The sequence below is a fragment of the Lacticaseibacillus songhuajiangensis genome, from assembly GCF_003946025.1.
Taxonomy (GTDB): Bacteria; Bacillota; Bacilli; order Lactobacillales; family Lactobacillaceae; genus Lacticaseibacillus; species Lacticaseibacillus songhuajiangensis.
Map to the genome: position 1 here is coordinate 1 of NZ_RHNR01000034.1, position 15,753 is coordinate 15,753.

The 15,753-nt window shown below is 53.1% G+C and carries 18 protein-coding genes; 2 read left to right on the forward strand and 16 right to left on the reverse strand.

Annotated features, from left to right (window positions below; genetic code table 11):
- Nucleotides 1–246 precede the first annotated feature (246 nt).
- The gene (locus EKM97_RS08610) at nucleotides 247–1,239 is read right to left on the reverse strand and encodes a D-2-hydroxyacid dehydrogenase (RefSeq protein ID WP_125571998.1); all 993 of its coding nucleotides are present in this window, start codon (nucleotides 1,237–1,239) and stop codon (nucleotides 247–249) included.
- Nucleotides 1,240–1,373: 134 nt separating this feature from the next.
- On the reverse strand, nucleotides 1,374–1,883 hold the full coding sequence (locus EKM97_RS08615) for a methylated-DNA--[protein]-cysteine S-methyltransferase (RefSeq protein ID WP_164507496.1): 510 nt from the start codon (nucleotides 1,881–1,883) through the stop codon (nucleotides 1,374–1,376).
- A gap of 210 nt (nucleotides 1,884–2,093) precedes the next feature.
- On the opposite strand from EKM97_RS08615, the gene EKM97_RS08620 reads away from it, so the two are divergent.
- On the forward strand, nucleotides 2,094–3,149 hold the full coding sequence (locus EKM97_RS08620) for a D-alanine--D-alanine ligase family protein (protein ID WP_125572000.1): 1,056 nt from the start codon (nucleotides 2,094–2,096) through the stop codon (nucleotides 3,147–3,149).
- A gap of 64 nt (nucleotides 3,150–3,213) precedes the next feature.
- Here EKM97_RS08620 and EKM97_RS08625 read toward each other — a convergent pair whose 3' ends face one another.
- From EKM97_RS08625 to EKM97_RS08645, 5 genes are all read right to left on the reverse strand, one after another.
- Nucleotides 3,214–3,390, reverse strand: a complete 177-nt coding sequence (locus EKM97_RS08625) for an AAA family ATPase (RefSeq protein WP_125572001.1) — start codon at nucleotides 3,388–3,390, stop codon at nucleotides 3,214–3,216.
- 15 nt (nucleotides 3,391–3,405) lie between these two features.
- A complete protein-coding gene (locus EKM97_RS08630; protein WP_125572002.1) occupies nucleotides 3,406–4,080 on the reverse strand; it encodes a type 1 glutamine amidotransferase domain-containing protein in 675 nt (224 codons plus the stop codon).
- Nucleotides 4,077–4,409, reverse strand: a complete 333-nt coding sequence (locus EKM97_RS08635; RefSeq protein ID WP_125572003.1) for an ArsR/SmtB family transcription factor — start codon at nucleotides 4,407–4,409, stop codon at nucleotides 4,077–4,079. The genes EKM97_RS08630 and EKM97_RS08635 overlap by 4 nt, the downstream gene beginning before the upstream one ends.
- Before the next feature lie 138 nt (nucleotides 4,410–4,547).
- Nucleotides 4,548–4,994 (reverse strand): Rrf2 family transcriptional regulator, encoded by a 447-nt coding sequence (locus tag EKM97_RS08640; RefSeq protein ID WP_125572004.1) that lies wholly within the window; start codon nucleotides 4,992–4,994, stop codon nucleotides 4,548–4,550.
- Between the two features lie 48 nt (nucleotides 4,995–5,042).
- Nucleotides 5,043–5,891, reverse strand: a complete 849-nt coding sequence (locus tag EKM97_RS08645) for an NAD(P)H-binding protein (RefSeq protein ID WP_125572005.1) — start codon at nucleotides 5,889–5,891, stop codon at nucleotides 5,043–5,045.
- Nucleotides 5,892–6,104: 213 nt separating this feature from the next.
- Here EKM97_RS08645 and EKM97_RS08650 point away from each other — a divergent pair, with 213 nt between their 5' ends.
- Nucleotides 6,105–7,247, forward strand: a complete 1,143-nt coding sequence (locus EKM97_RS08650; RefSeq protein ID WP_125572006.1) for an AI-2E family transporter — start codon at nucleotides 6,105–6,107, stop codon at nucleotides 7,245–7,247.
- A gap of 48 nt (nucleotides 7,248–7,295) precedes the next feature.
- On the opposite strand, the gene EKM97_RS08655 is transcribed toward EKM97_RS08650, so the two are convergent.
- From EKM97_RS08655 to EKM97_RS08695, 9 genes are all read right to left on the reverse strand, one after another.
- Nucleotides 7,296–8,141 (reverse strand): alpha/beta fold hydrolase, encoded by an 846-nt coding sequence (locus EKM97_RS08655; protein ID WP_125572007.1) that lies wholly within the window; start codon nucleotides 8,139–8,141, stop codon nucleotides 7,296–7,298.
- On the reverse strand, nucleotides 8,138–8,566 hold the full coding sequence (locus EKM97_RS08660; RefSeq protein ID WP_125572008.1) for a MarR family winged helix-turn-helix transcriptional regulator: 429 nt from the start codon (nucleotides 8,564–8,566) through the stop codon (nucleotides 8,138–8,140). Before EKM97_RS08660 ends, EKM97_RS08655 begins: the two co-directional genes overlap by 4 nt.
- 131 nt (nucleotides 8,567–8,697) lie before the next feature.
- Nucleotides 8,698–9,594 (reverse strand): glycine betaine ABC transporter substrate-binding protein, encoded by an 897-nt coding sequence (locus EKM97_RS08665; RefSeq protein ID WP_404820209.1) that lies wholly within the window; start codon nucleotides 9,592–9,594, stop codon nucleotides 8,698–8,700.
- Nucleotides 9,595–9,603: 9 nt separating this feature from the next.
- Nucleotides 9,604–10,446, reverse strand: a complete 843-nt coding sequence (locus tag EKM97_RS08670; RefSeq protein ID WP_125572010.1) for an ABC transporter permease — start codon at nucleotides 10,444–10,446, stop codon at nucleotides 9,604–9,606.
- The gene (locus tag EKM97_RS08675; RefSeq protein ID WP_125572011.1) at nucleotides 10,439–11,638 is read right to left on the reverse strand and encodes a quaternary amine ABC transporter ATP-binding protein; all 1,200 of its coding nucleotides are present in this window, start codon (nucleotides 11,636–11,638) and stop codon (nucleotides 10,439–10,441) included. Before EKM97_RS08675 ends, EKM97_RS08670 begins: the two co-directional genes overlap by 8 nt.
- Nucleotides 11,639–12,193: 555 nt before the next feature.
- The gene (locus EKM97_RS08680) at nucleotides 12,194–12,817 is read right to left on the reverse strand and encodes a response regulator transcription factor (protein WP_125572012.1); all 624 of its coding nucleotides are present in this window, start codon (nucleotides 12,815–12,817) and stop codon (nucleotides 12,194–12,196) included.
- On the reverse strand, nucleotides 12,814–14,022 hold the full coding sequence (locus EKM97_RS08685; RefSeq protein WP_125572013.1) for a sensor histidine kinase: 1,209 nt from the start codon (nucleotides 14,020–14,022) through the stop codon (nucleotides 12,814–12,816). The genes EKM97_RS08680 and EKM97_RS08685 overlap by 4 nt, the downstream gene beginning before the upstream one ends.
- A gap of 77 nt (nucleotides 14,023–14,099) precedes the next feature.
- The gene (locus tag EKM97_RS08690; RefSeq protein ID WP_225419253.1) at nucleotides 14,100–14,819 is read right to left on the reverse strand and encodes an ABC transporter permease subunit; all 720 of its coding nucleotides are present in this window, start codon (nucleotides 14,817–14,819) and stop codon (nucleotides 14,100–14,102) included.
- Between the two features lie 38 nt (nucleotides 14,820–14,857).
- Entirely contained in the window at nucleotides 14,858–15,751 is an 894-nt protein-coding gene (locus tag EKM97_RS08695; protein ID WP_125572014.1) for an ABC transporter ATP-binding protein, read from the reverse strand.
- Nucleotides 15,752–15,753 lie beyond the last annotated feature (2 nt).

Genomic DNA, 15,753 nt, shown 5'->3' on the forward strand with positions numbered 1-15,753 from the left:
TTCTTGCGGCAACTCCGCCAGCGGAAGACCGCGATAGCGGGCTGAAGCGGTCCCCGCCCGACGTAGTTCCCGGAGCGTAGCCCAAGCGCACCACCACCGGAGTTGCCGACTCCACCGCCTAACGGCGTCATGAAAACACCAAAGAGGCCCAGCGTGACTTCGTCACTGAAACGCTATCGCTGACGGACATTAACAACAAAAAAGGTCGCCAACAGGCGACCTTCATAAATGATAATTGTTCGGATTTTAATCGTACTTAACTTCGTTTTTAGCCACGCCATCGTTAATGAAGCCGGTCAAGTTCTCCAGTGAGAATTCAACCATGTTGTGCACGGCAGTCGCGGTGAAGTACGCAATGTGCGGACTGAGGACAACGTTTGGCATCTTCATCATCTCGTCCCAAACTGGGTCGTTGAAGTTACCGTGCTTCTCCAAGTTGAGCAGGTCCTGCTCTTCATATTCGAAGGTGTCAATCCCCGCACCCGCAACCTTGCCGGAACGCAAGCCATCAAGCAACGCCTTGGTGTCAATCAGGTTACCGCGCGCGGTGTTCACGATGATGACACCGTCCTTCATTTTGGCGAAGGAGTCCGCGTTAATCATATGCGTGTTCTGCGGCAAGCCCGGCACGTGCAGGTCGATGAAGTCACTGCGCTTGAGCAATTCATCCAACTCAACGTAATCGATGTCACTGTCTTTGGCTGGGAACGGATCGTAAGCAATCACTTCAGCGCCGAAGCCCTTGAAGATGCGGATGGCTTCACGACCAATGCGGCCGGTCCCCACAACCCCAACGGTTGATTGACCGATTTCCTTACCCATGTAGTGCATCGCACCATTGTAGTCGTTATCGCGCAGGTGCTGTTCCACCTGACCCAAGTTACGGGCGAGGTGCATCGTCAGTGTCACAGCAAACTCGGCGATAGCACTTGGTGAATATGCGGGGACGTTGCTGACGCGGACGCCCGCTGCCTGTGCACCCGCTAGGTCAATATTATCCAGACCCACGTTACGGATGGACAGGAACTTGGCACCCTTAGCTGCCATCTTCTTGAACAATTCGGCAGAATACGGCACCGTCTGTAAACACGTAATCCCCTGCGTGCCCGCCGCCATTTTGTCGACGGTTTCTTCGTTCAGGGTTTCGGTGAAAATCTGCATGTCGTTGCCAGTACGCTCTGCCCACGCCTTCAAGAATGGCGCTTCGTCAACACGGGTCCCAAAAGATGCTAGTTTCATGAAAATCCTCCTATTTTCTCTTTGGCTGACCTTAACTGCTAGGCCCAGGAACCACTCCCAGCCCCTGCTAAACTGCTCGGCGCAAAACCACTGCGGATTAACGGTGATTTTGCCACACGCAAACAGTCTCACACCTACAAGTGTACACGCTTACCCGCTTCCATATCCAGTAAAGATTGCTTTAAGGCAACGCCGCAGCGGAACTGACCCAGGCCACCATTCTTGGGGACAATCCGGTGACACGGCTGAATCACGAGCAGCGGATTCTGCCCCACAGCATGCGCAACCGCGCGTACTGCCTTCACGTCACCCACCGCCTCCGCGAGCTCGCTGTACGTTCGTGTTTGGCCATATGGCACCTGCCGCAATTGTTCGTATACGCGCTTTTGGAAATCACTGCCGACAACGGTGTACAGCTTTGCTGGTAATTGGTGCAGCTTACCCGTCAGCAGTCCGTGCATCCCGTCCATAACTGCACGCGGCACGCCGCCCGCAATAAACGAGACGGTGGCCGGCGTTTTGAGCATTTTGCGGGCCACGTCCACACCTTCTTCCGAACCGCCGACAAACACCAACCGCCCCGCCTGGGTGACGAGCAAAAAGCGCATGTAGCGCATGTTGAGATAATCGTAATGATATTCCATAATTCGTCCTCCATTATTCTTGCCATTATTGTACCCCGAACAAGCGTTCGCGACAATCGTTATTTTGACTGGTCCATTCGGCCGCATAAATGCGAAAGCAATGTGCAAATATGCATCTAATTTAATTTATAGATAAACCCAGCCCATTATTCATGCAAGTATGGTATTCTATAGGTTCGATAGAGTTCGGAAAAAATGGAGGTTCTACCCATGAAAATTTGCGTTTTGGCAGGCGGCCGGAGTACTGAGCGCAACGTATCCCTCTCCTCAGGGACACGGATCACCACGGCACTGCGCGCCAAGGGCCACCAAGCTACCCTGATTGACCTATTCCTCGGCTACGACCTGGCGGGCAAAACGGCGGACGATGCGTTCGCAGACGCTAACATTCCCGACAGCATGGCCATCAGCGACGCTGTCCTTACTGACGACGACATCAACGCACTGCGCAAGGACGGCAGTACCCAGCTCTTTGGCCCGAACGTCCTCGCCATTGCGCAGGCCGCCGACATCGTTTACCTCGCCCTGCATGGTGGCGACGGCGAAAACGGTAAGGTGCAAGCCTACCTGGATCTGAACAACATCCGCTACACCGGTAGCGGTGCGCTCGCATCCGGCATGACCATGAACAAGGTCATCAGTAAGAAAATCATGCTCCAAAGTGGCATCCCCACGGCCGGCTTCAAAGAAGTGATGCGCCAAGACGGGATTCACCAGACCATGCCTTTTGGCTTCCCAATGATTGTGAAGCCGACCAGTGGCGGTTCTTCCGTCGGCATGACCATCGCCCACAACCAAGATGAACTGGAAGCTGGTTTGACCGAAGCCTTCCGCTTCGACCCATCCGCAATCGTTGAAGAATTCATTACCGGCCGCGAGTTCTCCCTTGGCGTTGTGAACGGCCACGCGCTGCCCGCAATCGAAATCAAGGTGCACGACGGTTGGTACGACTTCGAGCACAAGTTCCAGCCTGGCCACACCGATTTCGTAACGCCACCAGAACTGGACGAAGACGTGCACAAGCGTATGCAGGACATCGCTGTGCAAACGCTCGATGCACTCGAATTGCAGAACTACGCCCGCGTTGACTTCCTGCTCGACAAGGACAACGGTATCTGGGTCATCGAGGCCAACAACCTGCCCGGCATGACGCCACTGTCCCTCTTGCCTCAGGAAGCTGAAGCAGACGGCACCAGCTATGAAGACCTGGTCGACGGTATCGTGAAGGGCAAAATTGCGCTTTACGAACAAGGCCTGGCGAACTAAGTCAAAATTAAGCAAAAGGATATCCCAGCCACGTTATCAACGTGACTGGGATATCCTTTTTTACTTACCGTTTCGCTGTTAATTGCCGCAATAATGCTTGTTGATTGCACTGATTGCGCAGTACCACCACACGCTGGTCCGGGCGCAATTTACCGAGCAGCGGCCACCCCAATGCGGCCGTTAACTTGCGCGCCAGGCTGCTTTTGCCACTGCCTGCATTGCCAATAATCATCACCCGCATTTGGCGGCCTCCTAATTACAGTGCGGCAATCAGCTTCCGTGCCACCGCTCGTACTGAGAACGGGTTCTGTCCGGTAATCAGTTGACCGTCTTGCACCGCATACTCGCTGTAGAAACGTTTCTTGCTGAATTTCGCACCCCGTGCCAGTGCCACCTTCCGGTTGAGGAACGGGACCACCTTCATTTTGCCCGCGATGATTTCCTCTGCAGTGGTGAAACCGGTGATGGTTTTCCCCGCAATCAGGTAATTACCCGCGTCATCCTTAATGTTGAGAAGACCCGCAATCCCGTGGCAAACGGAGGTGACGTAACCACCAGCCGCGTATATTTCCCGGGAAATTGCCTGCAGCGCCGCATCATCTGGGAAATCCCACATGACGCCGTGCCCACCGGTGTAGTAAATGGCATCGTAATCAGCCGCGTTAACCTGGTCCGGTCGGAGCGTCTGCACGAGCGCGTGTTGCACGAAGTCCGGTTCCTCGTAAATACGCATGATGTCAGTGTCGGTGTACTTCATGCTACGCGGATCAAGTGGCACGAAGCCACCCTTAGGACTCACGTAATCAACGGCCACGCCGGCCTTTTGCATCTCGTCAACAAACTCGGCGCTCTCGCCTAACCACAGGCCGGTCGGTTCGTCAGTTCCTTGGTAACGGGTCACGTTCGTTTCAACAATCAGGACTTTGCTCATTCGGTGTGCGCCTCCATAGCATTCTCGACATTATCCAACAGCATTTGCAATTGCTTAATCACCGCCGTGTCATGTGTTAAGTAATAGTAGTTCATCGTCCCCTCGCGCCGGTACTGGGCGATTCCGACCTCCCGCAAAATTTTGAGGTGATGCGACACCGCCGGCCGGGACAAACCCGTCGCGTTTGTCAGTTCAGGTACTCGCTTACCACTGCACACCTGATCCGCCAGTAGCACCATGATGATGGCCTGGCGGTTTGCGTCCCCCAGTGCCGTTAAAAGCTGACTATTCTGCGCAAACTGTTGCCGCAACTGCTGCAAATCGGCCATGACTAATTCCTCCGTTGACGGTTCATTTATTTGAACCATTAAACCATTAGGTGCCAGCACGGTCAAGCCCGTAGCAAAATATGTGTTAAACAGCAAAGAGACCCGATTCACTTAAATGTGAACTGGGTCTCTTGATACTTATTCAGCTTCCGCGCGGTCGCGGCGTTGTTCCCGCTGCAAAATATCATCGATAATTTGCTGGAGACTCACGCTGGCCATTTTGCGTTCGGCGGTGTCTTGAATCTCCGCGTACACGCCGTTCAAGGTGTCTTGAATGTTGCCCCCAACCACGCACTTTGGGTTGGTTTTCTCATCCACGTGCAAGAGGTTGTGATTATCCTCAACAGCACAGTAGACGTCGTACAGGCTAATGGCCGCGGCTGGTCGGCCTAGCACCGGGGCAACGGCCCCAGGCTGACTTTTGAGTAGACCCGCCTTGACTAAGCGCGACATCAGCCGCCGCACCAGGCTCGGATTAGATTCAATACTGCGGGCGATGGCGGCACTGGAGAGGTCACCGTCGCGGTAAATATCGACGTAGGCCAGGATGTGCACGCCATCGCTGAGTTTATGTGAGTACTTCATATTACGCTCCTCGATTTTGCTCTAGCCCCATGATAATACAGTTGCGGGCTACTGACCAACGACTTCCTTGATGGCGTCCGCAATTGGTGTGAGCGCGTGGCCAAGGACGTCTGGCAAGTCGGACGTGTCTTCATCGAGCTGACCGGCGCGAATCATCGTCTGGAAACCGGTCACGACATCCGCCGTGCCTTCGTCCATCCCCGCTGCCAGGAGGCCCTGTTTGTAGGCGGCGTCATCCACACTGAGCACCTTGAAATTACCAGTCATGGCATCGGCGAGGTCCTTGTAGGTCCGCGCCTGGCCGGCGAATTCGTAAACCGACTTTGGCTGGTCTGCGACCAATACCTTCGCAGCCCCCTCAGCGTATTCGCGTTCGAGCGCCCAGCCGGCCTTACCAGCACCGGCTGAGTAGACAAAATCATGTCCGGCCGCCGCAGCGTTCAGCGTTGCCGCTTCGTTCTGCAGGTACCAGTTGTTACGCAGGAAGGCGTATTGCATGCCGGAATCCTTAATCAGCTGCTCGGTGAGCTTGTGATCAGCTGCCAGTGGCATATCGTTTGTGGCCGCGTGCGGGAAACTCGTGTAGGCGATAAATTTAACGCCGGCAGCCTTGGCGGCGTTCACAACGTTCCGGTGCTGCTCAGCACGGGGCATTGGTGCACCAGGCTGGGAAGAAATGAATAGTAAGCGGTCAACGCCGGCCAAGGACGCCTGCAGCTCTTCTGGCTTGGTGTAGTCACCAGGCCGGACGGTGACGCCTGCAGGGACAATGCCGCGCGCCTTCTCTGTATTGCGCGCCAACGCCACGACGTTACCTGCGGGCACGAGCTGAGCGAGAACTTTCACTGCTGCCTGCCCAAAACGACCGGTTACTGCTGTAATTGCGTATGTTGTCATAATGAATTGCTCCTTTTTTGTTTGACCAGTTACTTTAATATTAACTTGTGATACTTATTGTAACAGCATTTGCAATTTGTGCAAGCTTTTTGGCAAATTTATTTTGCCGAATGCTCATAATCGTTATTTTCAAGCGTCAGTAAAGTTTGCGCGGCCGCGGCCGGTCAATTACAATGAAGTCCGAATACCACGTCCTTATTAACGGAGATTGTCATGAAAATTACCCGTACTGAACTTATTCACGGTAGCGTGATTGTTGCCGTCTTTCTCGCTTGCTTAATCTACCCCAACCAAATTTTCGGCGTCTTGCAGACTGCACTCAACGTCTCCTTGCCCCTCATCATTGGTGGCGCACTCGCTTACTGTATCAACCTCTTGTCATCGCGGCTGGAGCGCATCTTGTGGCCCCGCGCCAGCAGTAAACTCGCTGCGGGCTTGCGGCGCGGGCTCGCCATTTTGGTGGCGCTGGCCCTCATCGTTCTGGTCATCACCAGCGTGCTGCGACTAGTTATTCCGGAATTCGTTGATGCTATTAATGGCTTTCTGACCAACCTGCCCGACACCCTAAACAGCATCAACAAGTGGCTCAGCAAGTCAGACGAGGCGGCGGCCATTACCAAGCAGCTGCATGCGACCCAGATTAACTGGTCCACCATTCAGGCCAAGATTGTGAAGTTTGTCTCCTCGGGCGTGTCCGGCATCTTCTCCTCAGCCGTCTCCATCTTCGGCAGCGTGACGAGCGGCGTTATCAGCTTTATCCTCTCGCTCTCGTTTGCCATCTACCTCGTAGCCGGCAAGGAACGCATCGCGCGGCACATCAACCGTGTCCTCAACGCCTTCGTGCCAGTCAAAATTCTGCACGGCACGCGCTACGTTCTGGGTATCGCCAACACGATGTTTTCCAGCTTCATCATCGGCCAGGTGACGTCCGCGCTCATTATCGGAATCCTCTGCGTCCTGGGCATGATGCTGTTTAACTTTCCTAACGCAGTGCCCATCGGCGCACTCATTGGCATCACCGCCCTCATCCCCATGCTGGGGGCATGGATTGGCGGTACCATCGGCTTCGTGCTGATTTTTGTCAGTTCACCAATTAAGGCAATTTTCTTCTTGATTTACATCATTGCCCTGCAGCAAATCGAAGGCAACTTGGTCTACCCCCGCGTCGTGGGCGGTACAATCGGCTTGCCTGGCGTGCTGGTGCTGGCGGCCATCACCATTGGCGGCGGCCTCTACGGCATCGTGGGCATGCTGCTGAGTGTACCAGTTACGGCGACAATTTATCATTTGGTTCGTAACGCCACGATGAAGAAAGAGCAAGCCCAGCAGGACGCAGACAAGGAATCAATTGAATAAAGTAATTTGACGAAAAAACGCCTGACATTTATCTGTCAGGCGTTTTTTCTAATGTGCAAAATACTCCTTAATATACGCGGCAATCTCCTCAGCGTGCGTCTCCAGTGCAAAATGTCCACTGTCCACGAGTTCAACCCGGGCACGCGCATCGTCACGCTTAAACGCGAGTGCACCAGGATAAATGAATGACGGGTCGTTCTTCCCCCACACGGCTAGCAGCGGTGGCTGATAGGTCCGTAGGTATTCCTGAAACTGCGGATACAGCCGCACGTTGGTTTGGTAATCAAAGATGAGATCCAACTGCCGCTCCGCATAATTCGGCGTGTGTGTGTAGGCAATATCTAGGGTGTACCCATCCGGAGACACGGTATCTGGAACCGTTCCGTAAGTATATTGACCAATAATCGTTTTGGCCGCAAAGGCACTCCGGTAACTATCACGTTTGGCGACGGTAGGGTGATTCCAATAGTCTTGGCGATCCGCCCATTTTGGTCCCAAACCTTCCTGATAGATATTCCCGTTCTGGCTGACAATTCCCAGAATTCGGTCCGGCCACCGACGGGCAATCCGGAAACCGATTGGTGCCCCATAATCAAAAACATACATGTAAAACTTCTGAATGTTCAGCACATCAATGAATTTGGCGATGATGTCCGTTAAATGCTCAAAACTGTACTCAAATTCATCGGGGTCCGGTGCATCCGACTGACCAAAACCTGGCAAGTCTGGGGCAATCAGATTGAAATCATTTTCGAGTAAAGGCATCAAATCTCGAAACATGTGACTTGCTGACGGAAATCCGTGTAACAACAACATCGTTGGTTTCAAAACACTCCCCGCCGACCGAAAAAAAACGTTAACGCCGTCAATCCGAATTTTGTGATAACTTGTCATGCCAATTCCCCCCTCAATCTGTCGTTATTGCTAGTCAAAAGCTGTGTCATCTGCGCCTTATCATTACCGAGAACGCAATCCGTTAACGCACCAAATTTATCCAGACAGCGATTTGCAATCACTAAGAAATCGTCCGCCGCAGGCCCTAGTTCGACCGCGGTCGCTCGGCCCGCGCTGCTGAGCTGCACAAGATTCGTCTCGGCGAGTGTGCGTACCATTCGCGACACCGTTGAGCGTTCATAACCCAGTGACCGCGCTAACTCGCTCACGGTGAGTGGGTGCGTATCCTCCAAAGCCATCATGATGTAGGCATACGCCGGTTTCATCCCAGTCGGTGCGAACACTCGGTCCGCAAGTTGTTCTACAGTCCGCATGTAACGCGCTGCGGTGAAATACGCACAGGTCTGGGTAAAATGATGTGCCATTTGCAAACATCTCCATTCGTTAACGTGTATATACACGTTATAGTCGACTTCGCTTTTTTAGTCAACAAAAAGAGGCAATCAACAATTGCTGATTGCCCCATTTTTGTTCTAAGCAAGTATGCACCCAACGCTTACTTGTTCAGTAAATCTTCAATTGAGTTAATCTTCGTCATGTACTTCGGCACAGCCAGACCAACACGCGCACCGTGCAGGTTGGCGCCTAGATCAACGAACTGGCCCTTGTAGTCGGCGTAGTACTTCCCACTGGTGTTCGGCAACCAAGCACAGACCATAGCGTCCGCAGCGCCAGTCGCAACTGAAGCCCAAAGCGGCTGGATTTCCATCGGCCGCGTCGTCACCTTGTAGCCGACGCTGCGTAAAGCAGCAGCGACCACGTTAGTTGAGGCAATTTCAGAGTCCCAAGCTACAAAAGTCAGCGTGATGCTCTTGCCCTTAACTGGCTGCACACCCTGCGTCCACGCCTTAAGCTTGTCTGGATGCTGCTTGAGCCACTGCTCGGCAGCCTTTTTTGGCTCCATACCGCCGTTAACCTTCAGCATGACCGCCGACATATCTGCTGGCGTCCACTGGAAACGGTCGAGCACCGTGTAGGCGCTTGGCGAATCCTTTTGCAGGCCCTTGCGTGCGATGGTGTGAATACTTTCAGTCTGACCATACACGTGCTTGGGATCCTTCAGGAACTTCAGATTGTACTTGGTAAACATCCAGTGCGGCTGCCAGCCCGTCACGACGATGGGCTGCTTGTGCTCAACGGCCTTGCCCAAGGTTGAAGTCATGGCTGCGGTGGAGCTGGTCTGCAGCTGCCACTTGCCGGCCTTCAGCTTGTAGGCACTGAGCGCCTTGGTGGTCCCGCTCATAATCCCCGCACCGGCGTCAATGCCGGTAATGGTGTAGTTCACTTGCGGACCCAACTTTTGCTTGCTGTCATAGGCGGCAGGCTTGCTGCTGCACCCGGCGAGAACTAGCAACAGGCTAGCGCTCGCAATCCATTTAATTAGCTTGCGCATCATAGCCTCCTATCGCTTGGCTTTGTTCATCGCTTGGGTCACGCGGTCCAAGATAATGGCCAAAATCACGATGGCCAGCCCAGCGGCGAACCCGCTCCCGGCTTCGTTCCGGCCGACGGCGAAGTAAACTTCGGTTCCCAGGCCCATCGCCCCAATCATGGAGGCAATCACGACCATGGACAGTGCCAGCATCATGCTCTGGTTAATCCCGGCCATGATGTTCGGCAGCGCGCTCGGCAATTGCACCTTGATTAGGCGCTGCCAACTGGTGGCCCCGAAGCTATCCGCGGCTTCAATCAGTTCGTCCGGCACCTGTTCAATCCCCAGTTTGGTCATGCGCACCGTTGGCGGCATGGCAAAAATTACGCTGGCAACTACCCCAGGCACCATCCCGATACCAAAGAAGGCAACGGCTGGAATCAGGTAAACGAAGGCGGGCATCGTCTGCATGAAGTCCATCAGTGGCTTCACCACGGTGGCCACCGGCTTGCTGGTCGCAGCCCACAGGCCCAGTGGCACCCCAATGATGACCGCAAGTAGACTCGCAGTCAGCACCAAGGTGAGGGTTTGTGTCATGTCGCGCCAGTAACCCTGGTTCCAGATGTAGAGGAAGCCGAGCAGTTCAAACACGAGCAGGCCGACGCGAATCTTTTTGCGCGTAATCCAGGCGGTCAGTCCCATCACCAAGATGATGAAGACCGGAATCGGAATAAGGTCGAACACCCACTGGAAGGCACTGATAATGCCGCCCAAGAAGTTGGTAATGGCGTAGAAGAAACCTTCAAAATGCGACAGCCACTTTACCAGCGCGTCAATCCAATCAGCCAGTGGTAATTTTGGAATGTTAAGCATGCACGTTCACCTCGTTTCCTGACAGGGCACCCAGAACGGCCCCGCGAATGATGATGCCCTTCAGCCGGTTGTCGTCATCCACCACAGCATACGGAATCGGTGTGCTGGATACGGCGTCCATCAGTTCAGCCAGCGGCGTGTCGGCGCTGGTTGTCGGCACAATGTCCTGCACGAGCGGCTTCAAATCTTCGCGGCCATCGGCAATCGCTTGGCGTACATCCTTGGCGTCAATGATTCCCAGCAAGTGGCGCCCACCATCGACGGCGTAAACACTGGAAATTTCGTTCTCGCGCATCCGGCGTGCAGCCAGTCGGGGCCCAGCGTTGTTAACGTTGACCATCGTTGGCCGCACCATGACGTTCCCAGCCGTGTAAACCTGCGAGCGGTCAACACCCTTAATGAAGCGTTCGACATAATCGTCGGCAGGCTTGCTCAGAATTTCTTCTGGCGTACCAATCTGCACAATGACCCCATCCTTCATAATCATGATGTGATCGCCAATGTGCAGTGCTTCGTTTAAGTCATGCGAAATGAAAATGATGGTTTTGTGCAAGTTATCCTGCAAATCCAGCAGTTCATCTTGCATGCTACGGCGGTTCAAGGGGTCCAGTGCGGAGAACGCTTCATCCATTAATAGGACTTCTGGGTCGTTGGCAAACGCGCGGGCAAGCCCGACACGCTGTTGCATCCCCCCAGACAGTTGGTCAGGATACTGGTCTTCGTAGCCCTGCAGGCCAACCATGGCGAGTGCCTTGACGGCCTTATCGCTCCGCTCCGCTTTATCGACGCCCTGAATTTCAAGTCCAAACTCGGTGTTCTGTTGCACGGTGCGGTTCGGCAAAAGTGCAAAATTCTGAAACACCATGCTCATTTTTTCACGACGCACCTGCTGCAGCTGCGCGGCATCCATCGCGGCGATGTCTTCACCGTCAATCAGCACGCTCCCACTTGTCGGGTTAATCAGCCTGTTGAGCATCCGGATCGTGGTCGACTTCCCAGAGCCAGATAGGCCCATGATGACGAAGATTTCGCCATCTTCAACGGAAAAGTTCGCGCGGTCAACCCCCACAGTTGCCCCGGTTGCTTTCAGGATTTCTGTTTTCGTTTTGCCCTCGTCAAGCAGCGCTTGTGCCTGCCGAGTATGCTTCCCAAATATCTTGGTCAGATTCTTCACTTCTATTTTTGTCGACATGTTCTCCTCCTTCGCGGATTTGTGTGTCTCTGATTCGTAAACGTTGCTATCCATTATAGGTGGATTTTATGAACACTTCAAATCAACACCCGCTTGGTCGCAAAGGATTCTCATCTCAGCAAAATTGCAGTGGTTAGACACAAAATTGCCCAGAATTCGGCAATCGTCTCGCACTATTGGGATTGTTGCATGTACAACTGTAAAAATTAACGCCCTTGGTAGCCCTTTATTAATAATTAACATACTATGGCACTTTTTTAATATTAAGATTTTGGTGTTCGCAAATTGCGAGCACTACTTTTCTTAGGACGGTTGTTATTTTTCATTAGGAATGTTTGACCAAAGCAAAATGGCAATCAGTATGCCTTGCACACTGACTGCCATCCCCACTGCTATTCTGTTTTACAACTACATGTGTTAGCAAAACTTTCGAATCAATTGCAACAGAGAACTCGGGCGCTGGCGTTTCAGCAGAGCTATTAAACGGCCTTAAAAAGTTTGCCACTTCTGCGCCACATTTTTCAGCACGAGCAAGGGAAACGGCCAATAATATCGTTATAACTCAATCAACCCATCACGTAACGCCGCTGCCACCGCCTCAGCACGGGTGAACACACCCAACTGATTGTAGATTTCGGTAAGATGCGCCTTAATCGTTCTTTCGCTTAAATGCATCGTTTCCGCGATGTCGATATTGCGCGACCCTTCGGCAACCATCTTTAAGATTTTCCGGTTGCGATCATTGAGTTGCGGATTCTCTGCTGCTGGCGCCGCGAACGCCTTACCCATTAGCGACGGCTCAATGTAGACCTGACCGCTGATGGCGTCTTGGATTGTCTTCACGATAGTGTCTTTGTCGGCATCTTTGAGCATGAAGCCTTTGGCACCTAAGCGCAAAGCCTGTTGGATTGGCTCTTGGTCGTCGAACGTCGTCAACACCACTACCGGCAAGTCTGGATGGGTCTGCGCCAGCTGACGCAACATCGCGATGCCGTCCATGTTCGGCATCCGAATATCGGTCAACACCACGTCTGGCGTCAATTCTTCTACCTTGGCCAAGCCGTCTTGGCCATCAACGGCGGTTCCAACGGCATCCATACCTGGCGTCGTCTCCATAATCAGCGACAGGCCGGTGCGTAAAATCTGGTGATCGTCTACAATCAAAACGCGAATGCTCATAATTGCTCCTTCTTAGTCACTGGCATCGTCAAGGTCACGGTTGTACCTTCGCCTGGGGTGCTGACGACGGTCAACGCGCCATCAAGCGCCGTTGCACGCTCGTGCATCCCTTGCATCCCGAAATGGCCGGACTTCTTCTTCATGACCGCGCCTTCGCCAAAATCGATCACCTGCAGACGGAAAATATCTTCAAGCGATTCTCCACGCACGATTGCCTGCTTGGTGTCGGTGTGCTTAACCACATTAATCAGTGCCTCCGACACTATGCGGTTGATCTCGGTGAGCTGTGCACCAGAGTAGTCCGGCACATAGTTCATCTTAACTGATACCTCTAAGTGATAGTTCTTCATGAACGCCTCTGCCAACAGTTCCAACCGTGCCGTCAAGCTCTGCTCCGACGTTGCGCGCAAGTCGGTCAAGGTCAGTCGCGTGTCGCGCAAGGTATCACGCGCAATACCGGTGGCGCCTTGAATAACTTCAAGCGCTCGGTCATCTTTACCTGCCTGCAAGAACGCCTGTGCCGCTTCCAGCTGCATGACCGTTCCGGCCAAGCCTTGGGTCAAGGTATCGTGCAACTCACGCGCCACCCGCTGGCGTTCGGTGCGCACCGTCGACTCTTCGACTTGCGAGTAGGCAATCTTGAGTTCAGATACCAGGTCTTCGGCGCGCTGACGGGCGGCTTGTTGCTGCTGGAAAAATCGCCAGTAAGCTATCACCACCAGCAACATAAACACCAGCCCAACCAATACCGCAACACCTTGCAGCCAGCCGTTGTACGCAGCATACACCAACCAGATCAACAGGCTCACTCCAGCTAAATACCCCAAGGCTTGCTTAGGCCGCGAGTACAAGTTGATTATTTCGATAGCCATGGTTGGAATTACGCCGAAAAATAGTACGGGCATCTGATTAGTCAAAGCAACGGTTGTGCTAATCGCAAAGCCCAACTGCGGTAACAACAACCACAGTCGACCTCGTCGGATTAGCCAATCACCCAACCATAGCAGCACTTCTTCGGCCAGCAGACCACCGAATATGATTTGTTCCTGCCACATCTGCGTAATATCTGAATAGTGCGTCAGCCAGCCACTGGACAAGTTAATATTACTAGCAGTATTGGCGACATACATTGCTGCGAAGCCAACAATTAACATGAACAACATCAATGGCATCCGCAACACGTGATATGGGGTTTTCTTCTTCATATAATGTCCTCTAGCTTTAATGATACGCCCTCTTATCGCAAAAAACGATGTGTCCAACAAAGACACATCGTTGTTGATTAAAGTGGCAAGTCCTTCTTGGCAAAAGCCGTGGTGCCAACACCGAAGGTCACAGCGGCGATACCACCTAAAGCGGCCAACTTAGGCAACCACTTGGAACCGGCAACCAAGATGTTCTTGTAGTCGAATAGGCTAACGATGGTTAAGTGTTGGACGTTTTCTAGTCCTGCCACACCGTAATCGGCAAAGGAGCCGACGATTGCCAGAAGAATGAACAAGATAACTAGCAAACCACCGGTACCAAACGCGTGCTTGGAAAGGTTGAAGATTCCGGAAGCGGCAAACATGATGCCGGCAAAGGCCAAGGCGACCATGAACGCACCGAAGTTCAAGTTTATCAGCGTCTGGGTCTTGAAGCCCGCGTCGGCGATGTTGTTAGCAATCACGGACACACCTGCCATTGCACCATAAGTGACGGCGAGGCTCCCAACCATGTACACCAACTGCGTGACTGCAACGGTAGTGCGGCGAATCGGCGCGGTGAGAATATAGGCCATTGAGCCTTGGTCGACTTGACCGGCAAGTAATTTGTTACCGGAGATAACCACGAACAACGCGACCATCGTTGACGCCAGCATGCCGAAGTACATCGGCCCAACTAAGGTTTGCGTCTGCTTCATCATAATCAGCTGGGCTAAGATGACATTCATCACCAAGGTCACCAGCCCCCAGACGGCGAAGTTGGACTTAAAGGTTTGTTTCAGTAATGGAAAACTCATGATTTTATTTGCTCGCTTTCTTGTGTGTAGAAACCGCATTACAGTTCCAGTTCCTTTTCGAAGTAGTTATCTAACGTCTGCGTGTCGAAGCTGACGTCGGCGAGTTTAACTTCACCTAAGAGCTGCAACAGCTTGGCTTCGGCGGTATTGGGCACCAACAGCACCACTGTGTTGTGCAGCGGGTCTTGGCGCACCAGCTCAAACTTGCTGGTCAACAGGCGCTCGAAACCGTCATTGGTCGTAGCAACAATGGTCACCCGCTGGGCGGCGTGAATCTCGGCAAACTTGCTTTCGTCGAGCACATCGATCACTTGGCCGTCTTTGAGGAACATGATGCGGTCGCAGGTGCGTTCCAACTCGTTGAACATGTGACTACTCAAGAACACCGTGGTGCCTTGTGCTTTGACTTGAAGAATCAAATCGATAAACGCGTCGCGCATCACCGGGTCTAAGCCGGTAGTCGGCTCGTCTAGCAACAACAGTGGCGGTTTTGTCATGAACGCACACACCAGCGCGGTCTTCTGCTTCATGCCTTTGCTCATACGGCGCAAGTCGGCGGTGAGGTCAATCTTGAAGCGCTGAATCAGTTCGTTGACGTATTTGTCCTTATTGGCGCGAAGCAACGCCAACTCATTCTGCAAGAAGGTCGCACCGGACTTGGTGTCGGGAAAGGCGATTTCGCCTGGCACGTAGCCAATCAGCGGCTTGGTTTTGGCGGCCTTAGACCAGGCGTCCATGCCGCAAATCGCGGCAGAGCCTTCGCTTGGGTGAATGAATCCCATCAGCATACGCATGGTGGTGGTCTTGCCAGCGCCATTCTTGCCGACGATGCCGACGACCTCGCCTTGCTGAATCGCCATATTCATGCCGTGCACACCGCGGTTGTGCTTGTAGTTCTTGGATAATTGCTTGGTTTCAACCATTGCTAACATTA

Bases quoted from the DNA above. Each gene is read 5' to 3' on its own strand.
- EKM97_RS08670 (WP_125572010.1), bottom strand. From the start codon at position 10,446: ATGCTTAACATTCCAAAATTACCACTGGCTGATTGGATTGACGCGCTG.
- EKM97_RS08610 (WP_125571998.1), bottom strand. From the start codon at position 1,239: ATGAAACTAGCATCTTTTGGGACCCGTGTTGACGAAGCGCCATTCTTG.
- EKM97_RS08645 (WP_125572005.1), bottom strand. From the start codon at position 5,891: ATGACAACATACGCAATTACAGCAGTAACCGGTCGTTTTGGGCAGGCA.
- EKM97_RS08665 (WP_404820209.1), bottom strand. From the start codon at position 9,594: ATGCGCAAGCTAATTAAATGGATTGCGAGCGCTAGCCTGTTGCTAGTT.
- EKM97_RS08620 (WP_125572000.1), top strand. From the start codon at position 2,094: ATGAAAATTTGCGTTTTGGCAGGCGGCCGGAGTACTGAGCGCAACGTA.
- EKM97_RS08650 (WP_125572006.1), top strand. From the start codon at position 6,105: ATGAAAATTACCCGTACTGAACTTATTCACGGTAGCGTGATTGTTGCC.
- EKM97_RS08615 (WP_164507496.1), bottom strand. From the start codon at position 1,883: ATGGAATATCATTACGATTATCTCAACATGCGCTACATGCGCTTTTTG.
- EKM97_RS08625 (WP_125572001.1), bottom strand. From the start codon at position 3,390: ATGCGGGTGATGATTATTGGCAATGCAGGCAGTGGCAAAAGCAGCCTG.
- EKM97_RS08680 (WP_125572012.1), bottom strand. From the start codon at position 12,817: ATGAGCATTCGCGTTTTGATTGTAGACGATCACCAGATTTTACGCACC.
- EKM97_RS08695 (WP_125572014.1), bottom strand. From the start codon at position 15,751: ATGTTAGCAATGGTTGAAACCAAGCAATTATCCAAGAACTACAAGCAC.
- EKM97_RS08655 (WP_125572007.1), bottom strand. From the start codon at position 8,141: ATGACAAGTTATCACAAAATTCGGATTGACGGCGTTAACGTTTTTTTT.
- EKM97_RS08675 (WP_125572011.1), bottom strand. From the start codon at position 11,638: ATGTCGACAAAAATAGAAGTGAAGAATCTGACCAAGATATTTGGGAAG.
- EKM97_RS08690 (WP_225419253.1), bottom strand. From the start codon at position 14,819: ATGAGTTTTCCATTACTGAAACAAACCTTTAAGTCCAACTTCGCCGTC.
- EKM97_RS08660 (WP_125572008.1), bottom strand. From the start codon at position 8,566: ATGGCACATCATTTTACCCAGACCTGTGCGTATTTCACCGCAGCGCGT.
- EKM97_RS08630 (WP_125572002.1), bottom strand. From the start codon at position 4,080: ATGAGCAAAGTCCTGATTGTTGAAACGAACGTGACCCGTTACCAAGGA.
- EKM97_RS08640 (WP_125572004.1), bottom strand. From the start codon at position 4,994: ATGAAGTACTCACATAAACTCAGCGATGGCGTGCACATCCTGGCCTAC.
- EKM97_RS08685 (WP_125572013.1), bottom strand. From the start codon at position 14,022: ATGAAGAAGAAAACCCCATATCACGTGTTGCGGATGCCATTGATGTTG.
- EKM97_RS08635 (WP_125572003.1), bottom strand. From the start codon at position 4,409: ATGGCCGATTTGCAGCAGTTGCGGCAACAGTTTGCGCAGAATAGTCAG.